General features: G+C 70.7%; 22 protein-coding genes. 10 read left to right on the forward strand and 12 right to left on the reverse strand.

Annotation, left to right across the window (positions count from 1 at the left end):
• Nucleotides 1-80 precede the first annotated feature (80 nt).
• Genes M3Q23_02010 through M3Q23_02030 form a run of 5 tightly spaced genes read left to right on the forward strand, consistent with a single transcriptional unit; the run spans nt 81 to nt 4018 of the window.
• A complete protein-coding gene (locus M3Q23_02010) occupies nt 81-869 on the forward strand; it encodes an enoyl-CoA hydratase-related protein (protein ID MDP9340886.1) in 789 nt (262 codons plus the stop codon).
• 15 nt (nt 870-884) lie between these two features.
• Nucleotides 885-2573, forward strand: coding sequence for an MFS transporter (locus M3Q23_02015; protein MDP9340887.1), 1689 nt, complete (start codon nt 885-887; stop codon nt 2571-2573).
• Entirely contained in the window at nt 2570-3208 is a 639-nt protein-coding gene (locus tag M3Q23_02020) for a DUF1684 domain-containing protein (GenBank protein ID MDP9340888.1), read from the forward strand. Before M3Q23_02015 ends, M3Q23_02020 begins: the two co-directional genes overlap by 4 nt.
• 43 nt (nt 3209-3251) lie before the next feature.
• Nucleotides 3252-3851 carry a DUF6529 family protein gene (locus M3Q23_02025; protein MDP9340889.1) on the forward strand — a complete coding sequence of 200 codons (600 nt, stop codon included), beginning with the start codon at nt 3252-3254 and terminating at the stop codon, nt 3849-3851.
• A gap of 2 nt (nt 3852-3853) precedes the next feature.
• A complete protein-coding gene (locus tag M3Q23_02030) occupies nt 3854-4018 on the forward strand; it encodes a hypothetical protein (protein ID MDP9340890.1) in 165 nt (54 codons plus the stop codon).
• A gap of 49 nt (nt 4019-4067) precedes the next feature.
• Here the strand turns inward: M3Q23_02030 and M3Q23_02035 are convergent, their stop codons facing one another.
• The 8 genes from M3Q23_02035 to M3Q23_02070 form a co-directional block, all read right to left on the reverse strand.
• Nucleotides 4068-4991 (reverse strand): ABC transporter substrate-binding protein, encoded by a 924-nt coding sequence (locus tag M3Q23_02035; protein ID MDP9340891.1) that lies wholly within the window; start codon nt 4989-4991, stop codon nt 4068-4070.
• Between the two features lie 110 nt (nt 4992-5101).
• Complete coding sequence (locus M3Q23_02040; protein MDP9340892.1) at nt 5102-5887, reverse strand: ABC transporter permease; 786 nt, start codon at nt 5885-5887, stop codon at nt 5102-5104.
• Entirely contained in the window at nt 5854-6543 is a 690-nt protein-coding gene (locus tag M3Q23_02045; GenBank protein ID MDP9340893.1) for an ABC transporter permease, read from the reverse strand. Before M3Q23_02045 ends, M3Q23_02040 begins: the two co-directional genes overlap by 34 nt.
• A 13-nt stretch (nt 6544-6556) precedes the next feature.
• Nucleotides 6557-7663 (reverse strand): ABC transporter ATP-binding protein, encoded by a 1107-nt coding sequence (locus M3Q23_02050; GenBank protein MDP9340894.1) that lies wholly within the window; start codon nt 7661-7663, stop codon nt 6557-6559.
• A gap of 37 nt (nt 7664-7700) precedes the next feature.
• Nucleotides 7701-10385 carry a tetratricopeptide repeat protein gene (locus M3Q23_02055; protein ID MDP9340895.1) on the reverse strand — a complete coding sequence of 895 codons (2685 nt, stop codon included), beginning with the start codon at nt 10383-10385 and terminating at the stop codon, nt 7701-7703.
• 46 nt (nt 10386-10431) lie between these two features.
• Nucleotides 10432-10947: a phenylacetate-CoA oxygenase subunit PaaJ gene (gene paaJ, locus M3Q23_02060; protein ID MDP9340896.1), complete on the reverse strand. Its 516-nt coding sequence runs from the start codon at nt 10945-10947 to the stop codon at nt 10432-10434.
• Between the two features lie 5 nt (nt 10948-10952).
• Complete coding sequence (gene paaC, locus M3Q23_02065) at nt 10953-11825, reverse strand: phenylacetate-CoA oxygenase subunit PaaC (protein ID MDP9340897.1); 873 nt, start codon at nt 11823-11825, stop codon at nt 10953-10955.
• 5 nt (nt 11826-11830) lie between these two features.
• A complete protein-coding gene (locus tag M3Q23_02070) occupies nt 11831-12214 on the reverse strand; it encodes a hypothetical protein (protein MDP9340898.1) in 384 nt (127 codons plus the stop codon).
• Between the two features lie 93 nt (nt 12215-12307).
• On the opposite strand from M3Q23_02070, the gene M3Q23_02075 reads away from it, so the two are divergent.
• Nucleotides 12308-13147 carry a hypothetical protein gene (locus tag M3Q23_02075; GenBank protein ID MDP9340899.1) on the forward strand — a complete coding sequence of 280 codons (840 nt, stop codon included), beginning with the start codon at nt 12308-12310 and terminating at the stop codon, nt 13145-13147.
• A gap of 6 nt (nt 13148-13153) precedes the next feature.
• Here the strand turns inward: M3Q23_02075 and paaA are convergent, their stop codons facing one another.
• Nucleotides 13154-14080 carry a 1,2-phenylacetyl-CoA epoxidase subunit A gene (paaA, locus tag M3Q23_02080; GenBank protein MDP9340900.1) on the reverse strand — a complete coding sequence of 309 codons (927 nt, stop codon included), beginning with the start codon at nt 14078-14080 and terminating at the stop codon, nt 13154-13156.
• 158 nt (nt 14081-14238) lie between these two features.
• On the opposite strand from paaA, the gene M3Q23_02085 reads away from it, so the two are divergent.
• Both M3Q23_02085 and M3Q23_02090 read left to right on the forward strand, forming a co-directional pair.
• Nucleotides 14239-17589, forward strand: coding sequence for an AAA family ATPase (locus tag M3Q23_02085; protein MDP9340901.1), 3351 nt, complete (start codon nt 14239-14241; stop codon nt 17587-17589).
• Between the two features lie 63 nt (nt 17590-17652).
• Nucleotides 17653-19218: an aldehyde dehydrogenase family protein gene (locus M3Q23_02090; protein ID MDP9340902.1), complete on the forward strand. Its 1566-nt coding sequence runs from the start codon at nt 17653-17655 to the stop codon at nt 19216-19218.
• Between the two features lie 31 nt (nt 19219-19249).
• On the opposite strand, the gene M3Q23_02095 is transcribed toward M3Q23_02090, so the two are convergent.
• Nucleotides 19250-19684 carry an SRPBCC family protein gene (locus M3Q23_02095; GenBank protein MDP9340903.1) on the reverse strand — a complete coding sequence of 145 codons (435 nt, stop codon included), beginning with the start codon at nt 19682-19684 and terminating at the stop codon, nt 19250-19252.
• 110 nt (nt 19685-19794) lie between these two features.
• Here M3Q23_02095 and M3Q23_02100 point away from each other — a divergent pair, with 110 nt between their 5' ends.
• Nucleotides 19795-20352, forward strand: coding sequence for a DUF2269 family protein (locus M3Q23_02100; protein MDP9340904.1), 558 nt, complete (start codon nt 19795-19797; stop codon nt 20350-20352).
• Between the two features lie 11 nt (nt 20353-20363).
• On the opposite strand, the gene M3Q23_02105 is transcribed toward M3Q23_02100, so the two are convergent.
• Nucleotides 20364-20792 carry a sporulation protein gene (locus tag M3Q23_02105; GenBank protein ID MDP9340905.1) on the reverse strand — a complete coding sequence of 143 codons (429 nt, stop codon included), beginning with the start codon at nt 20790-20792 and terminating at the stop codon, nt 20364-20366.
• Nucleotides 20793-20794: 2 nt separating this feature from the next.
• Complete coding sequence (locus M3Q23_02110; protein MDP9340906.1) at nt 20795-22048, reverse strand: MFS transporter; 1254 nt, start codon at nt 22046-22048, stop codon at nt 20795-20797.
• A 361-nt stretch (nt 22049-22409) separates the two neighbouring features.
• On the opposite strand from M3Q23_02110, the gene hutI reads away from it, so the two are divergent.
• The gene (gene hutI, locus M3Q23_02115) at nt 22410-23486 is read left to right on the forward strand and encodes an imidazolonepropionase (GenBank protein MDP9340907.1); all 1077 of its coding nucleotides are present in this window, start codon (nt 22410-22412) and stop codon (nt 23484-23486) included.
• The last annotated feature ends 3 nt before the right edge of the window (nt 23487-23489 follow it).

Consider the following 23489-nt stretch of genomic DNA (forward strand, 5'->3'; position numbering starts at 1 on the left):
GATGAAATCGTCGGGCGAGCCCGGTTCGTGCAACGCTACGTCCGGCGAGGCGCGTTCTGGCGTCCACCGAGGGGGCAGGCGTGACGTACGAGCAGATCCTGTACGAGGAACGCGAGGGCACGGCCTGGATCCGCCTGAACCGCCCTGAGCGCCTGAATGCCCTCACCACGGCGCTGTCCGCCGAAGCCCTGGACGCCGTGGCGCGCGTGGAGAAGGACCCCGAGATCCGCTGCCTGGTGATCACCGGCGAGGGCCGGGGGTTCTGCGCCGGGCAGGACCTCCAGGAGTTCGCGGAGCGGGGCTCCGGGGCCCTCGACGTCGGCGAGCACCTCCGGAGCGGCTACAACCGCCTGATCACGGCGCTGGTGGAACTGCCGAAGCCGGTGGTGGCGGGCGTGAACGGGGTGGCTGCGGGCGCCGGGCTGTCGCTGGCGCTGGCGTGCGACGTCCGCATCGCCTCCGACGCGGCCCGGTTCCTCCAGGCCTTCGTGAAGATCGGCCTGGTGCCCGACTCCGGCGGGAACTGGCTGCTCCCGAGAGCCGTGGGGGTGGCCAAGGCCCTCGAGCTCTCCATCACCGGCGAGCAGGTCGACTCGGCCGAGGCCCTCCGCATCGGCCTGGTCACGAGCGTGGTGCCGGCCGACGACTTCCCCACGGAGCTGGAGCGGTACGCCACCAACCTGGCGGCGATGCCGACTCGGGCCATCGGCTCGACGAAGCGCCTGCTGGCCGAGACGCCGGGCCTGACCCTGGCGGAGACGCTGGAGCGAGAGGCCGTGGCCCAGGCCGAGGCCGCCACGTCCGAAGACTTCAAGGAAGGGGTGCGCGCATTCCTGGAGAAGCGCCCGCCCCGGTTCACCGGCCGCTGAGCTGAGGAGGGGGACATGGCAACGATCGCCGCGGACGCCACCACCAAGCGCTGGACCCTGTTCGCGGCCGTCCTGGGATCGGGCATCGTGTTCCTCGACTCGACGGTGGTCAACGTGGCCCTGCCCAAGATCGGACAGGACCTCCACAGCAGCCTGTTCAGCACCCTTGAGGGCCAGACCTACGTCTACAACGGCTACCTCCTCACGCTGTCGGCCCTGCTGATCCTGGCGGGGGCCCTCAGCGACTACTACGGCCGCAAGCGGATGTTCGCCCTCGGGCTGGCCGGGTTCGGGGTCACCTCGGTGCTGTGCGGCCTGGCCCCGAACATGGAGCTCCTCATCCTGTTCCGGATCCTCCAGGGAGCCACCGGGGCCCTGCTGGTCCCCGGCGCCCTGGCCCTCATCACCTCGACCTTCGACGGCGAGGAGCTGGGGCGAGCGTTCGGGGTGTGGGCCGGCGCGTCCGCGGCCACCACGATCCTGGGGCCGTTCCTGGGCGGCGTGCTGGTCGACTCGATCTCCTGGCGGGCCGTGTTCTTCATCAACGTCCCGCTCATCCTGCTGGCGTACTACGCGACCGTGCGCCACGTCCACGAGTCCCGGGACGAGGACATGGTCCGGAAGTTCGACTGGATCGGCGCCGCGGTCGTGGCGCTGGCCGTCGGCGGGCTGGCGTTCGGGGCCATCCGGGGGCAGCAGCGGAACTGGCACGACTCTGCCGCGTACATCGCCCTGGCGGTGGGCGCCGTGGCCGCGGTGGCCTTCCCGTTCCTGGAAGCCCGCATGGAGCATCCGCTGGTGCCGCTGTCGCTGTTCCGTTCCCGGAACTTCACCGTGACCAACATCTCCACCCTGCTGATCTACGGCGCCCTGTACGTGACCTTCTATTTCCTGACGCTGTTCCTCCAGGGGACCCTGGGGTACAACGCCGCCGCCGCGGGGGTCGCCGGGGTTCCGGGCACCCTGTTCCTGGCCCTGTTCTCGACGCGCTTCGGGAAGCTGGCGGCCCGGTACGGCCCCCGGCTGTTCATGTCCGTGGGGCCGGTGATCATGGCGCTGGGGGTGCTGTGGTACGCGCGGGTGCCCGCCCACAGCACGCCCTGGGTGCTGACCACGGGAACGAGTGGGCGCATCCTGCCGCCGTCCAGCTACTTCACCGACTTCCTGCCCGGCCTGATCCTGTTCGGGATCGGCATCTGCATCATGGTCGCGCCGCTCACCACGGCGCTGATGACCTCGGTGCCGGAGCACAACTCCGGCGTGGCCTCCGCGGTCAACAACGCCATCTCGCGGGTGGGGCCGCAGCTGGCCGGGGCGGTCATCTTCGTGGCCATCGCGGCGAGCTTCTACCACGGGCTGGCGTCCCGAGTGCCGGGCCTGAACCCGGGGTCCGAGAAGGTCCGCCAGCAGTTCGCGCCGCTGAACCAGCCCTCGGACCACCCGTCGCAGCAGGAACGGGTCGCCGCCCGGGAGGCTTCCACCGACTCGTTCCATCTGGCCATGTACCTGGGGGCCGGGCTGCTGCTGGCGGGGGCGGTGGTGAACGCCGTCGGGATCAAGAACCCGCCCCGGCGAGCCGCTCCGCTGCGTCCCGAACAGGTCGAGCCCGTTCCCGTCCCGTGCGGCGGCTGCCTGGCCGAGCGCGAGGTCACCGCCGGCGCCGCGCAGGCCGGGGCCGGGGGCGATCGGGCGACCGAGACGTGACCCTCCCGGCCGGCGACCTCCTGGACCTGCTGGACTGGAAGCGCCGGGTGTTCGAGCTGTACGCGGAGGTCCGGGCGGCCGATGGCGACGAGGGCGCGTGGCGACGGTGGCGTTCGGTCCGCGACGAGCTGTTCGCCTCCCACTCCCAGTCCCCCATCCCGCCGGAGGCCCGGGCCTCGTTCGCGGGCCTGCCGTACTTCGACCACGACCCGGCCGCCCGCGTGCTGGCCGACGTGGAACCGGCGGAGCCGGAGCACTACGAGATCGGCACCAGCGACGGCGGGACGTACGGGTTCACCCGGTTCGGCGTGGCCCGGTTCTCGCTCTACGGCCGCGACCTGGCCCTGGAGGCCTACTGGCTGGAGGGCTACGGCGGGGGCGTGTTCCTGCCGTTCCGCGACGCCACGGCAGGCCGGGAGACCTACGGAGCGGGCCGGTACCTGCTCGACACGGTGAAGGGCTCGGACCTCGGCGCCGAGGACGGTCGCCTGGTCCTGGACTTCAACTTCGCCTACAACCCCTCGTGCGCGTACGATCCGCGGTGGGCCTGCCCACTGGCCCCGCCGCCCAACCGCCTCGACGTGGAGGTCCGGGCCGGCGAGCGGTACGTGGGAGCTGCGGCCCAGGGGGAGTAGCGATGCCGAAGTCCGCCGGAACCCGTTGCGCGTACTGTTAGCGATGGAGCCCGAAGCGAGCGCGACGCCGGCGCCGAGCACCGCAGCGCCTGCACGCCCGGCCCGGTCTCGCGGCCGGGCCCGGTTCGCGCTGTGGCTCGCCGTCGGGGCGCTGGTCGCCCTGAGCCTCGGACTGTACGGACGGGCTCACGACCCGACCGGGCGGAGCCTGGTCACGCTGTTCTTCACGAACACCCTGACCCTCAAGGTGTGGTTGGCGACGGCGGCCGTCTCGCTGGCCGCGTTTCAGGGCCTCACCGGGCTCCGGATGTACGGAAAGCTCGGGCGGCAGCGGGGACCCCGGTGGGTCCCCACCGCCCACCGGTTGTCGGGCACGGTGGCGTTCCTGCTCACGATCCCGGTGGCCTACCACTGCCTGTGGGCGCTGGGGTTCCAGTTCCAGGCCGGGACCCGGATCCTGGTCCACGGGGTCTTCGGATGCTTCTTCTTCGGCGGGCTCGCCACGAAGGTGCTGGTGGTGAACTCCCGGCGCATGCCAAAGTGGGCGCTCCCGGTCATGGGCGGTTCCCTGTTCACGGCGCTGGTCGTGATCTGGGCGACCAGCGCCCTGTGGTTCTTCCGGACCCAGGGCATCCAGTTCTGAGCATGGCCGGGCGCCGTTCGACCTTCGACCGGGTGATCCTCACGCTGCTGGTGGCCGGCGCGGTGCTGTTCGTCCTGCTGCTGTCGGGGATCGGCTCGGGCCTGCTCACCAATCCAGCCCCCTATCGCCCGCCGGCGCCCTCCCCGGTGGCCACGAACACGAAGTGAGGGGCCCGCCCCAGAAGGCGAGCCCCCCACCGTGCGTGGAACCCCGGAGCTAGGTCAGTCCTTGATCCGATAGGTAGGCCTTGGCCACGTCGGCCGGGTCCTGGTGCTCGATCTCGACCTTCTCCGACAGGCCGGTGATGGTGGCGTCCTCGATCCCCGCACTGACCTTGTTCAGGAGGTCCTCTCCCGAGGAGGTCAGCACGCCCTTCTTCACGATCGGCGCGATGTTCCCGGCCGCCTGGAGGTTCTTGTCGTCTTGGAGGACGACCAAACCTTCCTTGGCGATGATCGATTGCGTGGAGCACAGGAGTGCCACGTCCACCGCCCCGCTGACGAGAGCATTCGCAGTGGCCGAGTCGCAGGCCCCGATGGGCTGGAACTTGCCGAATTCGATCCCGTACGTGGACTTCAGGCCGGGGATGCAGAACGGCCGCTGCGGGCACTCGGGCGGCCCGCCCAGCGTCAGCTGCCCGGCCACCTTGGCCAGGTCGCTCATCGTGGTCAGGCTGTACTTGTCGGCCGTGGCCTTGGTGACCACGAACGCGTTCGTGTCGTTGGCTGGCGTGAAGTCGAGCAGCTCCCAGCCCTTCTTCTCCACCAGGGGCTTCAGGCGCGCCGCCACCTGGTCCGCCGTCCCGCTGGTGTCGGCGTTCGGGTCCAGGGCCGGCAGCTCGTAGGCCACGTACTCGGGTTTGATGTCGATCTTCCCGCTCTCCAGGGCCTTGTCCGAGATCTCCCGGGTCCCCAGATGGAGCTGGTAGGACACCGTGCACCCGTTCGCCGCCAGGATCTGCCCGTACAGCTCGGCCATGATCTGGCTCTCGGCGTAGTCGCCCGACACGCCTACCGTGACGGGGTCGTTGCACGCCTTGCCGGTGCCGCCCCCACCCGGCGAGCTCTTGCCGCACGCCGCGGCCAGCAGCGTGAGCGCGAGCGCCGCCGCCCCGAGGGCAAGCTTGCGGTGCTTCCGCATGGGTTTTCTTCCCCCCTCTCCGGGTCCGTGGCGCCCGCGATCCGGGCGCCGCTGCGCATCACCCTATCCCAGTCCGCCGACACGCCAAGGCGTTACGGCGCGTCCGGCCCTCAGGCCGACTTGAACGCGGCCGCGGGCTCGGGCTCCACCTCCGGCCGCCGGCGCCCCCGCTGGGAGAACCTCGGGGTGGCGATCCGCTCGAACCCCGCGAAGGCCAGCTCGGTGAGGATGGCCAGCGCTGCCACCAGGACGGCCCCGGCCAGGACCATGGTGTCGTCGTTCACCGCGAACCCGTCCACGATGTAGCGACCCAGGCCTCCGCCGCCGATCACGGCGGCCAGCGTGGCCGTGGCCACGACCTGGACGGCCGCCGTTCGCAGGCCGGCGATGATGAGCGGGGCGGCCAGCGGCAGCTCCAGCCGCACCAGGACCTCGCGCTCCGTCATGCCCACCCCTCGCGCGGCCTCCACGGTGTCCGGATCGACCCCCTGGATCCCCACGTAGGTGTTCGTGAGGATGGGCGGGATGGCCAGCAGGAACAGCGCGATCACCGTGGGGACGAAGCCGAAGCTGAGCTTGGGCTTCACCTGGAGCATGATCAGGAACACCAGCGACAGGATGGCGAACGAGGGGATGGCCCGGCCCAGGTTGGCGATGGACACCGCCAGGAACTCGCCGCGCCGCGTGTGGCCGATGAGCATCCCGACGGGAAGTGCGACCGCCATGGCGATGGCCACCCCGAGCAGCGAGAGCTCCACGTGCTGGAGGACCCGCGTCGGGATGGGGCAGTTCAGCGGCTCGCAGGGGCCGGACCAGTGACTGGCGGTGGTGAGCCAGTGCCACAGCTGGACGAACGCGTGCATCAGGCCGGCACCCGTCCCCGGCGGGGAGACCATGGCGTGATGGCCCGCTGGCCCACCAGCAGCAACGAGTCGGCGGCGATGGCCAGCGCGACGCACAGCACCGTCCCGGTGAGGGCGGCCGTGGCGAACGAGTCCCGAAGTCCCTCGTAGATGAGCAGGCCCAGCCCGCCCTTGCCGATGAGAGCCGTGACCGTGACCAGGCCGATCGTGGTCACCGTGGCGATGCGGATCCCCGCGGCGATGGCCGGCAGGGCCAGCGGCAGCTCCACCCTGGCCAGCAGCTGTCGCTCCGTGTAGCCCATGCCCCTGGCCGCTTCCTTCACGTCGTCCGGGACGCCGCGGAGCCCGGTGACGATGTTCCGGATCAGGATCAGCAGCGTGTAGCTGACCAAGCCGATCTCGGCGGTGACCGCGGAGAGGCCGGTGAACGGGATCAGCAGCACGAACAGGGCCAGGCTCGGGATCGTGTACAGGAACCCGGTGAGCCAGGTGAGGGGTGGGTACAGCCACCGGCGCCGGTGCGCCGCCACGGCCAGCGGGAACGAGATCAGGAACCCCACCCCCACCGCGATCACCGTGTACTCGAGGTGCTGGAGGAAGGCCCGGAAGATGGTGTCGCCATTGCGGCCGATCCAGCCCCAGTCGATGAACGGCTGGCCGGCGAGCCCGAGCCCCGCCGGCGCGATCACCCGGCGCTCGCTTTCACTGCGTGATCTCCCGGGACAGCCGGTCCAGGGTGAGGATCCCCAGGTAGCGCTGGCCCTCGCTCACCACCACGGCCACGTTTGTGGACGAGGTGACGATGGAGTCCAGGGCCTGACGCAGCGAGTCCTTCGCCGTGACGTAGGCGCTGAACCTCCGGGGGTTGGCGTCCCTCGCGGTGGCCGCGCCGTCCAGCGACGACTCGTCAATCCAGCCGAGCAGCTCGCCGTCCTCGACCACGCTGACCCAGCCGAACCCGCCCTCCCGGATGGCCCCGCGTGCCTCCTCGGCGGTCGCCGTCGGGGGGATGACCGGCCCGGGCTCGACCTCGATCGCGGACACGGGGATCAGCGCTAGGCGCTTCAGGCCCCGCTCGGCTCCCACGAAGTCCTGGACGAACGGGCTGGCCGGCGCGCGAAGGATCTCCTCGGGGGAGGCGTACTGTTCCACCTTCGCCCCCCGGTTCAGGATGGCGATCCGGTCGGCCATCTTGATCGCCTCGTCGATGTCGTGGGTCACGAACACGATGGTCTTGCGGAGGCGCCGCTGGATCCCCAGGAACTCGTCCTGAAGGCGGGCCCGGACGATGGGGTCCACGGCCGCGAACGGCTCGTCCATGAGCATCACCGGGGGGTCGGCCGCAAGCGCGCGGGCCACGCCGACCCGCTGCTGCTGGCCCCCGGACAGCTCCGACGGATACCGGGGCAGCAGCTCCCGGTCCAGGTCGAAGATCTCGACCAGCTCGTCGACCCGCTTCCTGCTGCGGGCGTCGTCCCACCCCACCAGCCCGGGGACCGTGGCAATGTTCTGCTGCACGGTGCGGTGCGGGAGCAGCCCGATGGACTGGATGACGTAGCCGATCCGTCGGCGGAGCTCCACGGGATCCTGGTCCATGACGTCCCGGCCGTCCACGTGGATCGAGCCCGACGTCGGCTCGATGAGCCGGTTGATCATCTTCATGGTGGTGGTCTTGCCGCAGCCCGAGGGGCCCACCAGGACCACGGTCTCGCCCTCGTGGACGTCCAGGGTGAGGTCGTTCACCGCCGCCCCCCCGGACTGCTGGAACTGCTTGGAGACGTTGCGGAGCGAGATCATCGGCTTCGGCACGGTCGCACCCTCCCGGGGACTCGAGCCTCGAGGAGGTTCAACTCCGGGCGCGATTGTCCTCTTTCGCCGATGGGGGCGTGGACACCGTCCTGGAATCGATCCACCGCAGGGCCAGACGGACGGCGTCGTCCCTGGTCATGGAGCGTCCCCGGGCCCACTTCCGGACGAAGGTCGCCTCGTCCAGCAGGGGGCGGATGAGGACCGCGGGATCATCGAACCCTCGGAGGGCCTCGGGGGCACCCCCTCCGACCTGCTCTTCCAGCGCCTCCCAGGCCCCACTCAGCACCGCCGCGGTCTCGCCGTCGCCGGCCCGGGCGGCCAGGACGGCCAGGCCCCCGAGGACCATGGCCACGGCCGCCACGTCGCCCGCCTCGTCGAAGATCCGCAGCGCCTCGCCGAAGGCAGCGGCGGCGCCGGGCACGTCGCCCTCCTCTCGCAGCGCGTCGCCCAGGCCATGCAGTGTGTTGGCGAGGCCCCACCGGTCCCCGAAGTCCCGGAACGCCTGGATGATCTCATCCGCCATCGACAGGCTCCGCTCCCATTCGCCCAGCATCTGATGGATGGTCTCCAGGAGGAGGCCGGTGTAGGCCACACCGCGCTGGTTCCCGGCAGCCTCGTACAGCGCCCGGCTCTCGGCCAGCAGGTCCCGGGCCCGCTCGGGCTTGCGCTCCGCGCCCAGGGAGAACGCAAGGTTGTACAGGGCCGTGGCCGTGTCCTCGGGATCCCCCCCGGCCCGGCACAGCTGGAGCGCCTCCTCGTAGGCCCGGCTGGACGCTTCGTAGTCGCGCTGCCAGTACGCCAGCCCGGCCATGCCCTGGAGGGCCTTCGCGCGGGGACCCTGCTGCTCGGTCGCCGCCGGCATCGCCAGCGCCTCGCCCAGCCATGCCCGGCCCTCGCTGAGGTGCCCCCGGAAGTGCCAGAACCGCCACAGCGCCCCGGCCATGCGCAGGGCCGGGCCGGCGTCGCCGGCGTCCACCAGGAAGCGGAGGGCCGCCCGGAGGTTGTCGTGCTCCCGCTCCAGTCGGTCCAACCACTCCCCCTGCACGCTGCCCGTGAGCTGAGGCTCGGCTTCCTCCGCCAGGGCCAGGAAGTGCGACCCGTGGCGGCGAGCCAGTTCCGGCCGTTCGCCACTCGTCTCCAGCCGCTCCAGGGCGAACGCGCGGATGGTCCCCAGCATCCAGAAGCGGGGCTCGCCTTCGGCCTGGGGCTCCTGGCGGACCAGGCTCCTGTCCACCAGGCCCTCGAGCGCGTCGAGGACGTCGGTGGACATATCGCCGTCCGCGTCCACCACCGCTTCCGCGGCCTGGACAGTCCAGCCCCGGACGAAGATGGCCAGTCGCCGGAACAGCGCCTGTTCGTCGGGCCGAAGGAGGTCGTGGCTCCAGGCGATGGCGTGGCGGAGGGTCTGCTGGCGGGCCGGAAGGTCCCGCGACCCGGACCGGAGGACGGTCAGGCCCTCCCGGAGCCGCCGGAGCAGCGCCTCGGGAGGCAGGAGCTTGCTCCGGGCCGCGGCCAGCTCGATGGCCAGCGGCAGGCCGTCCAGGCGAGCGCAGATCTCCGCCACTGCGGGCGCGTTCTCGTTGGTCACGCTGAACGTCGGGCTCACCGACCGGGCCCGCTGGATGAACAGCGCCACCGCGTCGTACTGGGACAGCACGCCGAGCTCCGGAAGGTGCAGGGGGTCCGGAAGGGCGAGCGGGGCCACCGGGAACTCCTGCTCCCCGCTCACGTGCAGGACGGCCTGGCTGGTGACCAGGGCCTTGAGCAGGGGGGCGGCCTGCAGGAACTCGGTGATGGACGTGGCCGCGGGGAGGATCTGTTCGAAGTTGTCGAGCACCAGGAGCATCTCCCTGGGCTCCAGGTGCTGCTTCAGGATCTCCTCGATGGGGCGCACGCCCATCTCCTTGACTCCGAGGGCCTCGGCGATGGTGGAGACCACCAGGGAGGGATCCCCGATCGAGGCCAGCGGAACGAAGAACACCCCGTCCACGAAATGATGGAGGACGCGGGACGCGACGTGCAGGGCCAGCCGCGTCTTCCCGGTCCCTCCCGGCCCCGTCAGGGTCACCAGCCGGTTGGCCCGGAGCAATTCCATGACGGAGACCATCTCGGCCTCCCGGCCCACGAACGTCGTGAGCTCGGCCGGGAGGTTGTTCGGGCGCTCGTCCATGGACCGGATGGGCGGGAAGTCCGCCGGCAGGCCGGGGGCGACGAGCTGCGAGATGTGCTCGGCCTGCTCCAGGTCCTTCAGCTGGTGCTGTCCGAGGTCCAGGAGCCTGACCCCCTCGGGGAGGGTCCCTTCGACCAGCGCGCTGGTGGTGGCCGAGAGCAGGACCTGACCGCCGTGGCCCGCGGCGGCGATCCTGGCCGCGCGATGCACGTCGATCCCGACGTAGTTGCCCGCGACCAGCGTCCCCTCGCCCGTGTGCAGGCCCATCCGAACCTTGATCCGGCCCCCCCTCGGCCAGGGATGGGCGGCCAGTCCTCGCTGGGCGTCCAGGGCCGCCCCAACGGCTTCCGTCGCGCTCGGGAACACGACAAAGTGCGCGTCGCCCTCGGTCCCGAACTCGACCCCGTCGTGGGCCCGGCACGCCGCCCGAACGATCTGGCGATGCTGTTCCAGCAGCTCGGTGTACCCGGAGCCCAGCTCCTGGAGCAGGCGCGTGGAACCCTCGATGTCCGTGAACAGGAACGTGACGGTCCCGGTCGGTAGGTCCACCATTTCGACGGAGGGTAGCCCAAGGCTCGCGGGGCGAACCAGGGCCGGCTCAGCCGGCGAGCTTCGGCTTGAACCCCTCGAACGCGTTGCGGCAGGACCGGCAGAAGTGCGTGGTCCGGCATAGCGTCGGCCCGAAGGCGCTCTCCAGAACGGTGTGGTCGCTGCCGCAGAACGGACAGGTCATCCCGCCCTCGGTGCGCTCCAGGGACGCCAGCGGAATGAACGTCGTGCGGTGGCCGCTTTCGCCCGGCGGCGTGAGGCCGTAGGACCGCAGCGCTTCGCGTCCCTCCGGCGTGATGCGATCGCTGGTCCAGGGCGGTGAGAACACGAACCGAACGGTGACCTCCCGGTCCCCCGCGACGTCGAGCGCCGCCCGCGTCGCATCCTCCCGGATGGCGTCGAGCGCGGGACAGCCGACGAAGGTGGGCAGGAGGTCGACCTCGACCCGGTCCTCCTCGACCCGCACCTCCTTCACGATCCCGAGGTCGGTGATGGCGAGCGGGGGGATCTCCGGGTCGTGGACCCCGGCCAGCGCCTCCCACACCGCGAGCTCGATGGCCTTCACTTGGGTCACCATCTCGCCCCCGGGTGTGCCCGATGCAGCCCCGTCATCTCCTCCCACAGCGGCATGAAATCATCAGAGTGCTTGCCCTGCCGTCCTCCGGCCCCGGCGAATCCGCCCTCGTGCAACCACACGCCGTCCCGCCGGACCAGGCCGGGTGCCTGGAGCTCGTCGGCGTCGGCGACGATCTCCCCGCTCGAGGTCGGGACCATCTCGCCCCCGATGGGCCCGTGGTGCTCGAGCACGTAGTCGAGCGAGGCCGCCTCGAGGGCTTCCCCCAGCGGGCGCAGCCACGCGGCCAGCAGCTCCTCCGACGGCCGCGGGAGCACGCCTTCGTCCACCAGCACGAGCTCATCGGGCAGCGGCTCGAACAGCGCCACGGCCTCGGCCAGGGCCGCGGCCAGTCCGGAGGCGAACCGGTTCCGGGCCTCGAGCGGCCCGGCGGCCAGACGCTCGAACCAGGCCCGGCCGTGGTCGAGGTGGTACTTCTCCTCGAGCTGGATGACCGTCACCAGCTCTGCCAGCTCCGTCCATGAGGAGCCCGCCAGCGCCTCCAGCCGGACCGCGTCCGCGGTGTCGTACAGGTATTGCCGAGCCAGCGTGTAGCCCCAATCGCCGTTGGGACGCTCGCACAGGACCGCGTGGCGATACTCCTCGGGCGCGCGCCCGAACGCGAGCGAGTCCTCGCTCCGGCCGGTCAGGGAGCCGGCCAGCCCGTACAGCAGCCGGGCGTGCGCCATCTCGTCCTGCGCGATCGAGGAGAACGCCAGGTCCTCCTCGATGTGCGGCGCCCACCCCGTCCACTCGGCGTGGCGGTGCCCCAGCACCAGCTCGTCGTCCGCCACCGCGAACAGAAGCACCAAACGGGGGTCGCCGGCCATCTCGATCAGGCCTCCCCGGCGGCGGCCGCCGCCGCCTCGTGCTCGGCGCGGCTCTGTGACCGCCGCACCGGCCGGGGCGCTTCGACCACCACGCCGCGGCGCGCCATCTCGGCCTGGATCCGTTTCAGCTTGGCCCCCACCCCCGTGTACGCCTCCTGCCGCCGGTAGGAACGGTCGGTCACGCCGCCCAGCTCGTCTCCGGGATAGGGCCCCTCGTGCACTTCGTCCGAGCCCCGCCGGCGCACCGCGTACGCCACACCCTCCTTGTGGCGGAAATGGGTCTCGCGGGCCAGGAGCAGGGCCATGTCCGCGTCCGCCGCCTTCACGCCGCCCACCACCACGAACTGGTCGGACGAGGAGCGTTTCCCCAGCACGTCCCACACGTCCATGTCCCAGAGTGTAGAGCGGGCGGCGTCCTCGGCTACCGCCTTCCGCTGCGTGCGGGGTACGCTCCGCCGCGTCCCGAGTCGAGAGGTCGGACATTGGAGCAGCGCGAGAACCCGCCGGTCCCCGTTCCGCTCCGGCTGATCTCCGCCGCCCAGACGGCCATCCTCGCCGCTACCGGCGCCACGATGTTCTTCGACACCGGCTTCGCCCAGTCCATCTGGCCCTGGACCCTGACGCCGTTCAACGCCCGGTTCATCGGCGGCTTCTACCTGGGAGCCGCGGTGGGCGCCGCCGTGACGACCGTCGTCGGCCGCTGGGCGCTGTGGCGGGTCATCCACGGCATGTCGGTCGTGTTCACGGCCATGGTGCTGGTGGTGTCGCTCTTCCACCTCGACCGGTTCTCCTTCGATCGGTGGGGGGCGTGGGCCTGGTTCGCGCTGTACGGCCTGCTGCCCCTCTCCACCGCCGTGGCCTGGTACCGGTGCGGCGGCCTCCCCACCGGTGGCCGGCCCCTCCGCCGGGGCGTCCAGCGCGTGCTGGTGGCGCAGGCCCTGGTGCTGGGAGCGTACGGCGTGGCCCTGGTGATCGCCCCCGTAGCCCTGGCCAAGTTCTGGCCGTGGCCGGTCGACCGCCTCCACGGGCAGCTGTACGCCGCGGTCTTCGTGACCGCCGCGGTAGGTCCGTTGATGATGGCCCGGCGCGCCCACCGCCAGGAGCTGCTGGGGGCCGGGATCACCTGGATCGCGGCCGGCGGCCTGATCATCCTGAGCGTGGTGGTCACGGACGCCGGGACACACACGGTCGACTACGGATCGGTGGGGACCTGGGTGTGGTTCGCCGGGTTCGCCTTCCTGGCGGCCATGGGGATCCTGATGATGGGGGCGGCCCGCGGCGCGGTCGTCACGGTCCCCCGGGAAACTGCCGCGGCGCCGTAGGCTCGGCTACACCGCCGCGGCGGGGATGCCGGCGAAGACCTCCCGAACCCAGGCGTGCGTGTCCCACATGGCCTTGCGGTACAGCAGGCGAACCGACGTCATGGGCCCGTTGCCGCGGACCACCTGCCAGAACTCGTCCCAATTCACCCAGTCCTCGGCCCCCCACACCCACTCGCCACGCTCCTCGTCCCAACGCAGCGCCGGGTCGGGGACGGTGATGCCAAGGTCCCACAGCTTCGGAACGTAGGTGGAGAAGAACTCGTTGCGGAGCTGCTCGTTCGACTTCGTCTTGATGCCCCAGTACAGCAGGACGTCCTTGCTCGGGTTGGAGGGCGGTCCGTAGAAGTGCATGATGGCCCGCCACCAGCGGTTCACGGCGTCCTGGAACATCTCCCGCTGCTCGGGCGTGCCGCTGACGAGCTCCAGGGTGAGGTCCTCGCCGTGGCGGAGGTGCAGCGACTCCTCGGCGCAGATCCTACGCATGGCGCGGACGTACGGCGCGTACGACGAGTCCAGCAGGGCCCGCTGGGTCACCAGCGCGGCGCCGTCGATGAGCCAGCCGATCACGGCCACGTCGCCCCACGTCTTCGTGGGGTAGTGGAAGACGTTGTGGAACTTGGTCCGGCCGTTGACCAGGTCGTCGAACATCTGCTCGCGGGACTTCCCGAGGTCCTCGGCCACCCGGTACAGGATCTGGCCGTGCCCGACCTCGTCCTGGACCTTCGCGGTGAGGCTCAGCTTCCGGCGGAGCGTCGGCGCGCGAGGGATCCATTCCCGCTCCGGCAGCGCCCCCATCACCTCGGAGTTCGCGTGCATCTCGATGAACTTCAGCGCGGCCTGGCGGTACTCGTCGGGCATCCACTCGCCGGCCTCGATCTTCTCGCCGGCGTCGACGCGCGCCTTGAACTCGGCCACCCGCTCGTCGTAGGTCATCGTGGTCATCGTACCCGCGCGTCGGGCTCGAGGGCTCCGAGCCAGTCCCTGGCCATAGACTTGGCTCCGTGAGGACCTGTCCCAGCTGCGGCGAGGAGAACTCCGACCGAGCGCGCTTTTGCCAGGCATGCGCAGCCCCTCTTGACCAGGCGCCGGCGGTGGCCCAGGAGGAGCGCAAGGTCGTGACCGTCCTCTTCTGCGATCTGGTGGGGTTCACCGCCGCATCGGACCTGGCCGATCCCGAGGACGTCAAGGCCAGGCTCGGCCCCTACCACGCTCGGCTTCGCGCCGAGGTCGAGCGGCTCGGGGGAACCGTCGAGAAATTCATCGGTGACGCCATCATGGCCGTCTTCGGCGCCCCCGTCGCACATGAAGACGACGCCGAGCGGGCGGTCCGAACGGCCCTTCGGATCATCGAGGCCATCGACGAGCTGAACGAGGCCACGCCGAGGCTCAGCCTTCAGGTTCGGATCGGCATCAACACGGGTGAGGCCGTCGTGGCCCTCGGGGCCCGCCCCGAACGTGGAGAGGGCATCGTGGCGGGTGACGTCGTGAACACGGCCGCCCGCCTCCAGCAGGCGGCCCCGGTGGGAGCCGCCGTGGTCGGCGAGGTGACCTTCCGCTCCACCAGGGACGCCATCGGGTACGAGAAGCTCCCGCCGGTCGAGGTCAAGGGCAAGCGCGAACCCCTCTCCATCTGGCGGGCCACGGTCCCGAGGACGCGCCTTCCGATGGAGGGGGACGTCGGGCCCGCCACGCCGTTCATCGGGCGCCTGGACGACTTGGCGGTCCTCAGGCAGACGTATGCCAGGTCGGTGCGGGAGTCGAGCGCCCAGCTGATCACGGTGACCGGCGAGCCCGGTGTGGGAAAGTCGCGGCTGCTCTCGGAGTTTCGGGCCTCCTTGGACACGGAGCCGGAACCGGTGTGGTGGCGGCAGGGTCGCTGCCTCCCCTATGGGGAGGGCATCACGTTCTGGGCCCTGGGGGAGATCGTCAAGTCTCACGCCGGGATCCTCGAATCGGACTCTCTCGAGCTTGCCGCGGAGAAGCTGGGGAGCGCCATCCCCCGAGCGATCGAGGACGCGCCGGATCGCGAATGGATGCGAGCACGGCTGGCGCCGCTCGTTGGAGCCCGGGCCCCGGAGTCCGCTGCGGCAGTCGAGCGAGACGAGTACTTCACCGCCTGGCGCCGCTTCCTGGAGGCCCTGGCGGCGGAGCACCCCTTGATCCTCGTGTTCGACGACTTGCATTGGGCCGACGAACCGATGCTGGACTTCATGGAGCACCTCGTGGACTGGTCCACGGGGGTCCCGGTCCTGGTGATTGCCGTGGCGAGGCAGGAACACTACGAACGCCGGCCCGGATGGGGCGGAGGCAAACGGAACTGGGGCACCATCGCTCTCGGCCCCCTCAGCCCGGACGAGACCAGCCGGCTGATCGCCGCCCTCCTCACCGAGGCCGTGCTGCCGGCGGAGACCCAGGCCGTCCTGCTGGACCAGGCCGGAGGGAATCCCCTGTACGCCGAGCAGTTCGTGAGGATGCTCACCGACCGCGGCATCCTCCAGCGGCGGGGCCGGACCGTGGCCCTGGCCGCGGGAATGGAGATCCCGGTGCCCGAGACCATTCAGGCCCTGATCGCGGCGCGCCTGGACACCCTCCCGCCCGAGCGTAAGGGGCTGCTCTTCGACGCGGCCGTGGTCGGCAAGGTGTTCTGGACAGGCGTGGTGTCGTTCATGAGCGGGATCGAGCCCGAAACGGTGGAGGAGGGGTTGCACGAGCTGGCCAGGAAGGAGCTTGTTCGGCCGGCGCGGACATCGTCGGTGAAGGATCAGTCCGAGTACTCGTTCTGGCACCTCCTGGTCCGGGACGTGGCGTACGGGATGATCCCTCGAGCCGCCCGGGCGGCGAAGCATCGGATGGCTGCACAGTGGATCGAGCGGGTCTCCGGGGAGCGCGTCGCCGACGTGGCCGAGGTGCTGGCTCATCACTACTCCCAGGCCCTGGAGCTGGCCCGGGCCTCCGGTGCCGTCGATTCCGAGGAGCTCGAACAGGCCGTTCGGCGGTTCCTCGTCCTGGCGGGAGACCGGGCCATGCGGCTCGATGTGGCAAGCGCCGAGTCCTACTACCGGCGGGCTCTCCGGGCTCTCCCTGCCGGCCATCGAGACCGGGCTGCGGTGCTGGCCAAGGCGGCCGAGTGCGCGTGGCAAGCGGGCCGATACTCAGAGGCCGAGCGCGACTATCAGGAGGCGATCGCCGCGCTGCGCGCTCAAGGAGACACGCTGGCGGCGGCCGATGCCATGGTGAGCCTGGCGTTGGCCCACGGGCTCTGGGGCAAGACGGCTCAGTCGCGAAGACTCACGGAGGAGGCCGTGGAGATGCTGGAGCGTGAGCCGCCGGGCCCCGAGCTCGCGCGTGCGTACGTCCAGATCGCCAGGGGCAAGTGGCTGTCCGGCCTTGCCCGGGAGGCGCTCGAGTGGTCGTCGAAGGCGCTCCGGTTGGGCCAGGACCTCGGCATCCACGAGGTGGCCGTCATGGCGCTGCAGATTCGGGGTGGCGCCAGGTGCGAGCTCGGGGACATGGGAGGGCTGGAAGGTCTTCGGCAGGCTCTCCAGATGAGCCTGGAATACGGGCTCGGGCATGAGACGGTCCGAGGCTACACCAACTTCGGGGAGTGGCTCTGGTGGACGGAGGGTCCTGCCCCCGGGCTGGAGGTCCTGCGGGCCGGGGCCGATTTCGGCGAGCGACGAGGCATTGCCAGCCTCGCGATGGCGGCGCAGGGGTGGATCATCTGGATGCTGTTCGACTTGGGCGAATGGGACGAGCTCCTCCAGGTGTCAGAAGAGCTGATCGCCTGGGATGACCAGCGCGGGGGGAGCTACTTCGGGATAGCGGCGCCCACCTACCGCGCTCAGGTGCTGGCCCTGCGTGGACGGTTGGACGAGGCGAAGAAACTGGAGGACGAGTTCCTTCCTCGCGCTCGGGAGATCGGAGACCCTCAGATACTCTTCCCCGCCCTGGCCACCGGCGCCCAGATCGACCTGGCCCTCGGCGACGGTGCGGCTGCCCTTCGGCTCCTCGAGGAGTTCGAGCACGTCACCAGAGGAAACCCCCATTTCCGGACGCTGCACGTGCATCTCGCGGCTCGCGTGTGCAACGGCTTGCAGGCGGCCGACCTGGGTCGAAGGCTACTGGAGGGCTGTTCACCGATCGCCACCCGCCACCGGTGCTGCATCGTCACGGCCGAGGCCAACTTGACGGAGGCTGAGGGAGAGCTTGAACAGGCTCTCGCGCTGTACGCCACGGCTGCCGAGCGATGGGCCGAGTTCGGCCACGTCCTGGAACAAGGCCAGGCCCTGCTCGGAGCGGGGCGCTGCCTCCTGAGCCTGGGCCACCCAGCCGAGGCGGCGGCCAAGCTCCGCGAGGCGCGCGAGGTCTTCGAGGGACTGGGGGCGGAGCTGCTCATGCGCGAGGTCGACACCTACATGGGTCGAGTCACATCGGACCTCTGACCCGCCCGCGGCGATCCGCCCGGCCCGAGTACGCTAGCCGGTAGCGACGAGGAGGGGCGAGACATGACCGACACGTACCAGCTCGTCATCGGAGGAGAACTCGCGGACGCGGCCTCCGGGGAGACGTTCGACAGCATCGATCCCTCGACCGGGGAAGCCTTTGCCTCGGTGGCCAAGGCCGGCGCTGAGGACGTTGGGAGAGCGGCGGAGAGCGCCCGCCGCGCGTTCGACGAGGGCCCCTGGCCCCGGATGAAGGGGCGGGAGCGGGCCGCGGCGCTGCTGAAGGTGGCCGACCTGGTGAAGCAGAACGCGGGCGCCCTGGCCGACCTGGAGGCGCGCGACGCCGGCCACACCATCCGCATGGCCAAGAACGCCGACGTGGGCATGGTCATCTCGACGTTCCGCGCGTTCGCGGAGCTGGCGGGGCGGGAGGACGACGAGGAGGCCCTTCCGAGGAACCCCGGCTCCTACAACTATCTCCGGCGCGAGCCCATCGGCGTGTGCGCCGCCATCACCCCCTGGAACTTCCCGATCCAGATGGCCGCGTGGAAGATCGCGCCGGCCATCGCGGCCGGGAACACCGTCGTGCTGAAGCCCGCCTCGTACACGCCGCTGACCTCGATCGAGCTGGGCCGGCTGTGCCTGGAGGCCGGGCTGCCGGAGGGCGTGGTGCAGGTCCTGCCCGGACCTGGCGCCGCGGCGGGAGAGGCGCTGGTGGAGTCGCCGCTCGTGGACAAGGTCGCGTTCACGGGGTCGACGGAGGTGGGCCGGCGGATCATGCAGCTGGCCTCCGGCACCATCAAGAAGTGCACGCTGGAGCTGGGCGGGAAGTCGCCCTCGATCGTGCTGGACGACGTGGACATGGACTACGCGGTGGACGGCGTCCTGTGGGGCGTCTTCTTCCACAACGGGCAGGTGTGCACCGCGGGGACCCGCGCGTTCGTGGCCCGCGCCATCTACGAGGACTTCGCGGCGGAGCTGGTGAAGCGGGCCGAGGACTCGAGGGTGGGCCCGGCCATGGACCCGTCGTCCGACCTCGGACCCATCGTCGCGAAGACGCAGCTCGAGACGGTGGAGCGCTACGTCGACATCGGGCAGCAGGAGGGGGCGAAGCTGCTGACCGGGGGGGAGCGGGCCTCTGTGGAGGGCCACGAGGGCGGCTTCTACCACCAGCCCACCATCTTCGCCGCGGACAACTCCATGAAGATCGCGCAGGAGGAGATCTTCGGCCCCGTGCTGGCGGTGATCCCGTTCGAGGACGAGGAGGAGGCCGTCCGCCTGGCGAACGACTCGATCTATGGGCTGGGCGGCGTTGTGTGGTCCGGAAACGTCCCCCGGGCGGTGAAGGTCGCGGAGCAGCTCCGCACCGGCACCGTGTGGATCAACGACTATCACATGATCAACCCGCGCTATCCGTTCGGCGGCTACAAGCAGTCCGGGATCGGCCGGGAACACGGGAAGATCGGGTTCGACGAGTACCGCGAAATCAAGCACATCCACGTGGACCTCGGCGGACAGGTCCGGTCCCGCCACCCGTGGTGGGACATCTCGGTGCCCAAGCGCGAGCCGAGAGCCGCGGAGCCGAAGGTGCCCGGCCCGGAGACGCCGGGCTCGAAGCCAGCGGGCTAGCGTTCGAGGCGGTCACGCAACCCGTCGAACGTCATGTCCGTGTCAGCAACCGTTGCAGGTTCCGCATCGAGCCGCGCATCAGCCGGCTCATGACGGGGCGGTAGGCGCCGAGCGCGAGAGCCCCGAGCACGGGGACACCGATGGCGAGTTCCTCCGTCCACGTGAACAGCGTCCTCGGCGAACCCGGATCCTCGGCCTCTGGCCGGCGGAGCGTCCATTCCCCGTGGCCGCGGACGAATCGCTGGTGGGCGAGCTGCATCCGGTGAGGTGGCTCCCACCGAACCACCTCGAGGACCTCCGTGAACGCGGGGATACCGAGCACCCGGGTGCGCACCGCGATCCGAACACCGACTCCCTCTCGATGAGGGGTCACGACCTCCACCGCATCGGCATCCCGCATCCAGCGAGCCTGCTCCTCCCATACGGACAGAGCTCGCCACGCTTCCGTGATGGAGACAGGCAGCACGACCGACCGACTCACACGCATGCCGGCTCGCCCTGCGGTCCCCGCGGTTGACATATCGGCCCGTCGGCCGCAGACTCCCGCCGTTTGCGGATGGGAAGGGAGGGCACCTGATGGGCTGGTTCCATTTCTACCTGGTCGTGCACATCCTGGGGGTCTTGCTGGCGTTCGGCCCCACGTTCAGCTTCCCGTTCTTCGGCATGCTCGTGCAGAAGTATCCGCAGGCCGCGACGTTCTTCACGGAGGGGACCGAGGTCATTGAGAAGCGGCTGACCCTTCCTCTCGCCGTGGTCGTCGCGTTGGCGGGTGTCGGGATGATCTACACGGCGCACATCCCTTTGTGGCACAGCAAGTGGCTGATCGCCAGCATCATCCTGTACACGGCGGCGTTCTCGTGGGCGCTTCTGGTGCAGTTGCCAACCACGGTCAAGCTGCTGCACGTGCTGCGGTCGATGGGACCTCCGCCCTCGGGACCGCCGGGGCCTCCGGGAGCCGCAGGCGAGGGCAGTGCACCCATCGCCGGGGCCGGCGGGCCACCCGCGGGGCCACCGCCCGAGGTGACGAAGCTGACCAAGAAGCTCCAGTTCGGCGGGATGTACCTGTCGGCTTCGGTGGTGGTGATCGCGATCCTCATGATCTGGCAGCCCGGCGGGGCGGTCCATTTCGGGTAGCGGTTCGTCAGTCAGCCTGGCCGACCCGCGTGCTTCGCCTCCCGACGGGCGTGTTTCGCCGCGCGGAGGTCGACCCGCTTCGACCGGACCCGGGCCCGGACGATCGTGCGGATCGTGAGCAGGGCGACGACGGCGACGAGCTGTCCGCCCAGGACGATGCGGGTCACATCGACCGCGGGCTGCCAGGAGACCCGGCCCTCCCGGATGACGAACGCTCCCACCGGTCGGGCGATCAGGCCGAAGCCGCTCCCGGCCCCCTTTCCCAGCGTGGGCCCACCCTCGCTGCCCCCTCCTCCGCCGCCGCCCTGGAGTCGAGCGGCGGGGATCATCGTCACGCCGTCCCGTTCGTAGGGCTCGCCGAACACGCGGCGAACCGTCAGCGCGTCCCTGGCCTGCGCGATCGTGTCCATCACGTCCATGGCCACCACCTCCGTGCTCAACCCTAGCCCTCGGCCACCCGTTCCGGCGGGGACGACGTCCGCGGCACGGTGAGCGCGATCGCCGCCGCGACGACCAGCGGAATCGCGCTGACCGCGAACGCGGCCGGAAAGCCGAAGGCTGATGCCATGGCCCCTGCCACCAGCGGCCCGAACACGAACCCGAGGTCGCCCACGAACCGGTACACCCCGATGGCGGCGGCACGCTGCTCCGGCGGGACCACGTCGTTCAGCATGACCGGGATCGGCACGCCGCCGTAGCCCGACCCCAAGCCGAGGAACGCCGCAGCCACACCGAACGCCACGACGCTCGACGCCAGACCGAACAGCGCCACCACGACCGCCGTGGCCAGGAACGACGGAACCACCACGGCCCGGCTGCCCAGCCGGTCGGTGGCGCTTCCGGCCGGGAACAGCACCGCGAACTCCGCGGCGGAGGCGATGGCGAGCCCCAGGCCGATGCCGAGCGGAGACAGGCCAACCCGGTCCTTTCCGAACAACGAGATGAGCGTGCTGAACACCGCCGCGATCATCCAGAAGTACGCGAGGTTCGCCGCCAGCACCGAGAGAAACGGTCGGTTCCACCGAAGGGTCCGGAGGCCCCGCGGTTGCACCTCGTCTTCGGGCCTCGCCCGCGGCGGGTTCCGGACGGACCGCACGTACACAGCCGCCGCCAGGAAGCACGCCCCCGCGTAGAACCACAGCGGGCTGGCCAGGCCGAAGAAATGCGCGACCACGCCTCCGAGCGGGTTGCCCAGGATGATCCCGAGGTTGAAGGCCCCGAAGAACACCCCCATGACCCGGCCCAGGAGGTCCTTCGGCGCCGTCTTGAACAGGTAGGACATCATCGCGGCGAAGAACACGGCCGAGCCGGCGCCGCCGGCCGCCCGGAAGAGCACCAGCAACGTGAACGTCGGCGCGATGGCGGCCAGGCCGGATGACACACCCACCACAAGGGCCCCGACGCTCACCATCGCGCGCTCCCCGTAGCGGTTCACGAGCGCGCCGCACCCGAGGTCCGTCACCAGGCGGGCGAAGGCGAACGCCGATACGAGCAGCCCCACGGCGTCGTAGCCGACGTGGAACGACCGGGCGTAAAGGGGCAGGACCGGGGACAGGATCCCGTACCCCAGCATGATGACGAACGTTCCCGCGACCACCACGCGGATCTCGGGAATGCGGAGGATGTCGAGATAGCCGACCTTGGCCCGAGTCGGTCCCTCGGAGGAGGACGTTTCGCGTTCCGCGCGGTCCCCCACCGGTCAGGCCGGCTCGCGCTTCGGTCTGTTCGACCTCGGAGACGAGGAATGTCGCCCGGACCGCGCCGGGTGGGAGGCGATGTCCACGGACCGAAAGTCTACGGGCGAGGCCCGGGCCGACCCTCGGCGCCGCATGCAGCCGGGGTTCGGAGGCTCGGGGTTCGGCACTAAGCTTCGCCCTCACATGACCGACTCGAAGGACACCTCAGGATCCGGCTCCCTCGTTGCGTCGACCCTCATCACGGTGGCCGGTGGCCCTGTTCCGCGGCGTGGTCACGACATCGCGGCTCCCGACGTCGTCCGCGACGGAGGCCTCGTATGGCAAGACGGGCTGGTGACATACGCGGGCCCAGCCACGGGGATGCCCGAGGGTTCGGCCCCTATGCGTCTGGGTAGCGCGTGCGTCGTCCCGGGCCTCGTGGACTGTCATACCCACCTGCCATTCTTCGGGTGGCGGGCGGATGAGTTCGAGGCGCGTCTGGCGGGGCAGACGTACCGCGACCTTCACGGGGGAGGGGGGATCTATCGAAGTGCCCGACTGCTGACCGAGGCCTCCGACGAGGAGGTACTAGCGTTCTGCAAGCCGCTCGCGGCGGAGATGGCCGCTCACGGCACCACCGCGGTCGAGCTGAAGACCGGGTACGGGCTCTCGGTCGAAGGTGAGCTGCGCCAGGCCAGGCTGGCGCGGAAACTGGCGGCGGAGATCCCGCAGACGGGTTCTGTGACCTTGCTGGCATGCCACGCCGTGCCCCAGGGGATGCGGCGGGAAGAGTGGGTCCGGGTGGCATGCGACGAGCTCATCCCGGCGGCTGCGGCAGAGGAACTGGTGGACGCGGTCGACGTCTACGTCGAGGACATCGCGTTCTCGGTCGAGGACCTGCACGCCGTGGCGGAGGCGGCCGGCCGCGTGGGCCTTCCGGTGCGTTGCCACGCCGACCAGCTCGGTGGCTCCGGCGCGGCGGAGGCGGCCGTGGCCGTCGGCGCTCGCAGCGCCGACCACCTCAACCACGTCAGTCCGGCGGGCATCGACGCGCTGGGCTCGGGCCAGACGGCAGCGGTCCTGCTGCCCGCGTCCACGCTGTTCCTGCGGGCCGCCCCTCCGTCCGTGCCCGCCCTGCTCGACGCCGGTGCCGCGCTCGCCATCGCCTCGGACTTCAATCCGGGAACGTCCCCCACGCTCTCCTTGCCCGAGGTGATCGCGGTTGCCTGCTCCCTGTACGGGCTGGCGCCTCTTGGCGCGCTCGCGGCCGCGACAGTCAACGCGGCCTGGGTCCTGGGGCTGAGCGATCGTCTGGGGACGCTCGAGCCCGGCAAGCGCGCCGACTTCGTCGTGCTCGACGCCGACGAGTTCCGGATGGTGCCCTACCGCCCGGGCCACAACCCCGTGACGGCCACCTTCATCGGTGGGCAACTCGTGAGCGGCGCGACAACGGCCTGATCC

The organism is Actinomycetota bacterium, from assembly GCA_030774015.1.
In the GTDB taxonomy this organism is placed as follows: Bacteria; Actinomycetota; UBA4738; order UBA4738; family JACQTL01; genus JALYLZ01.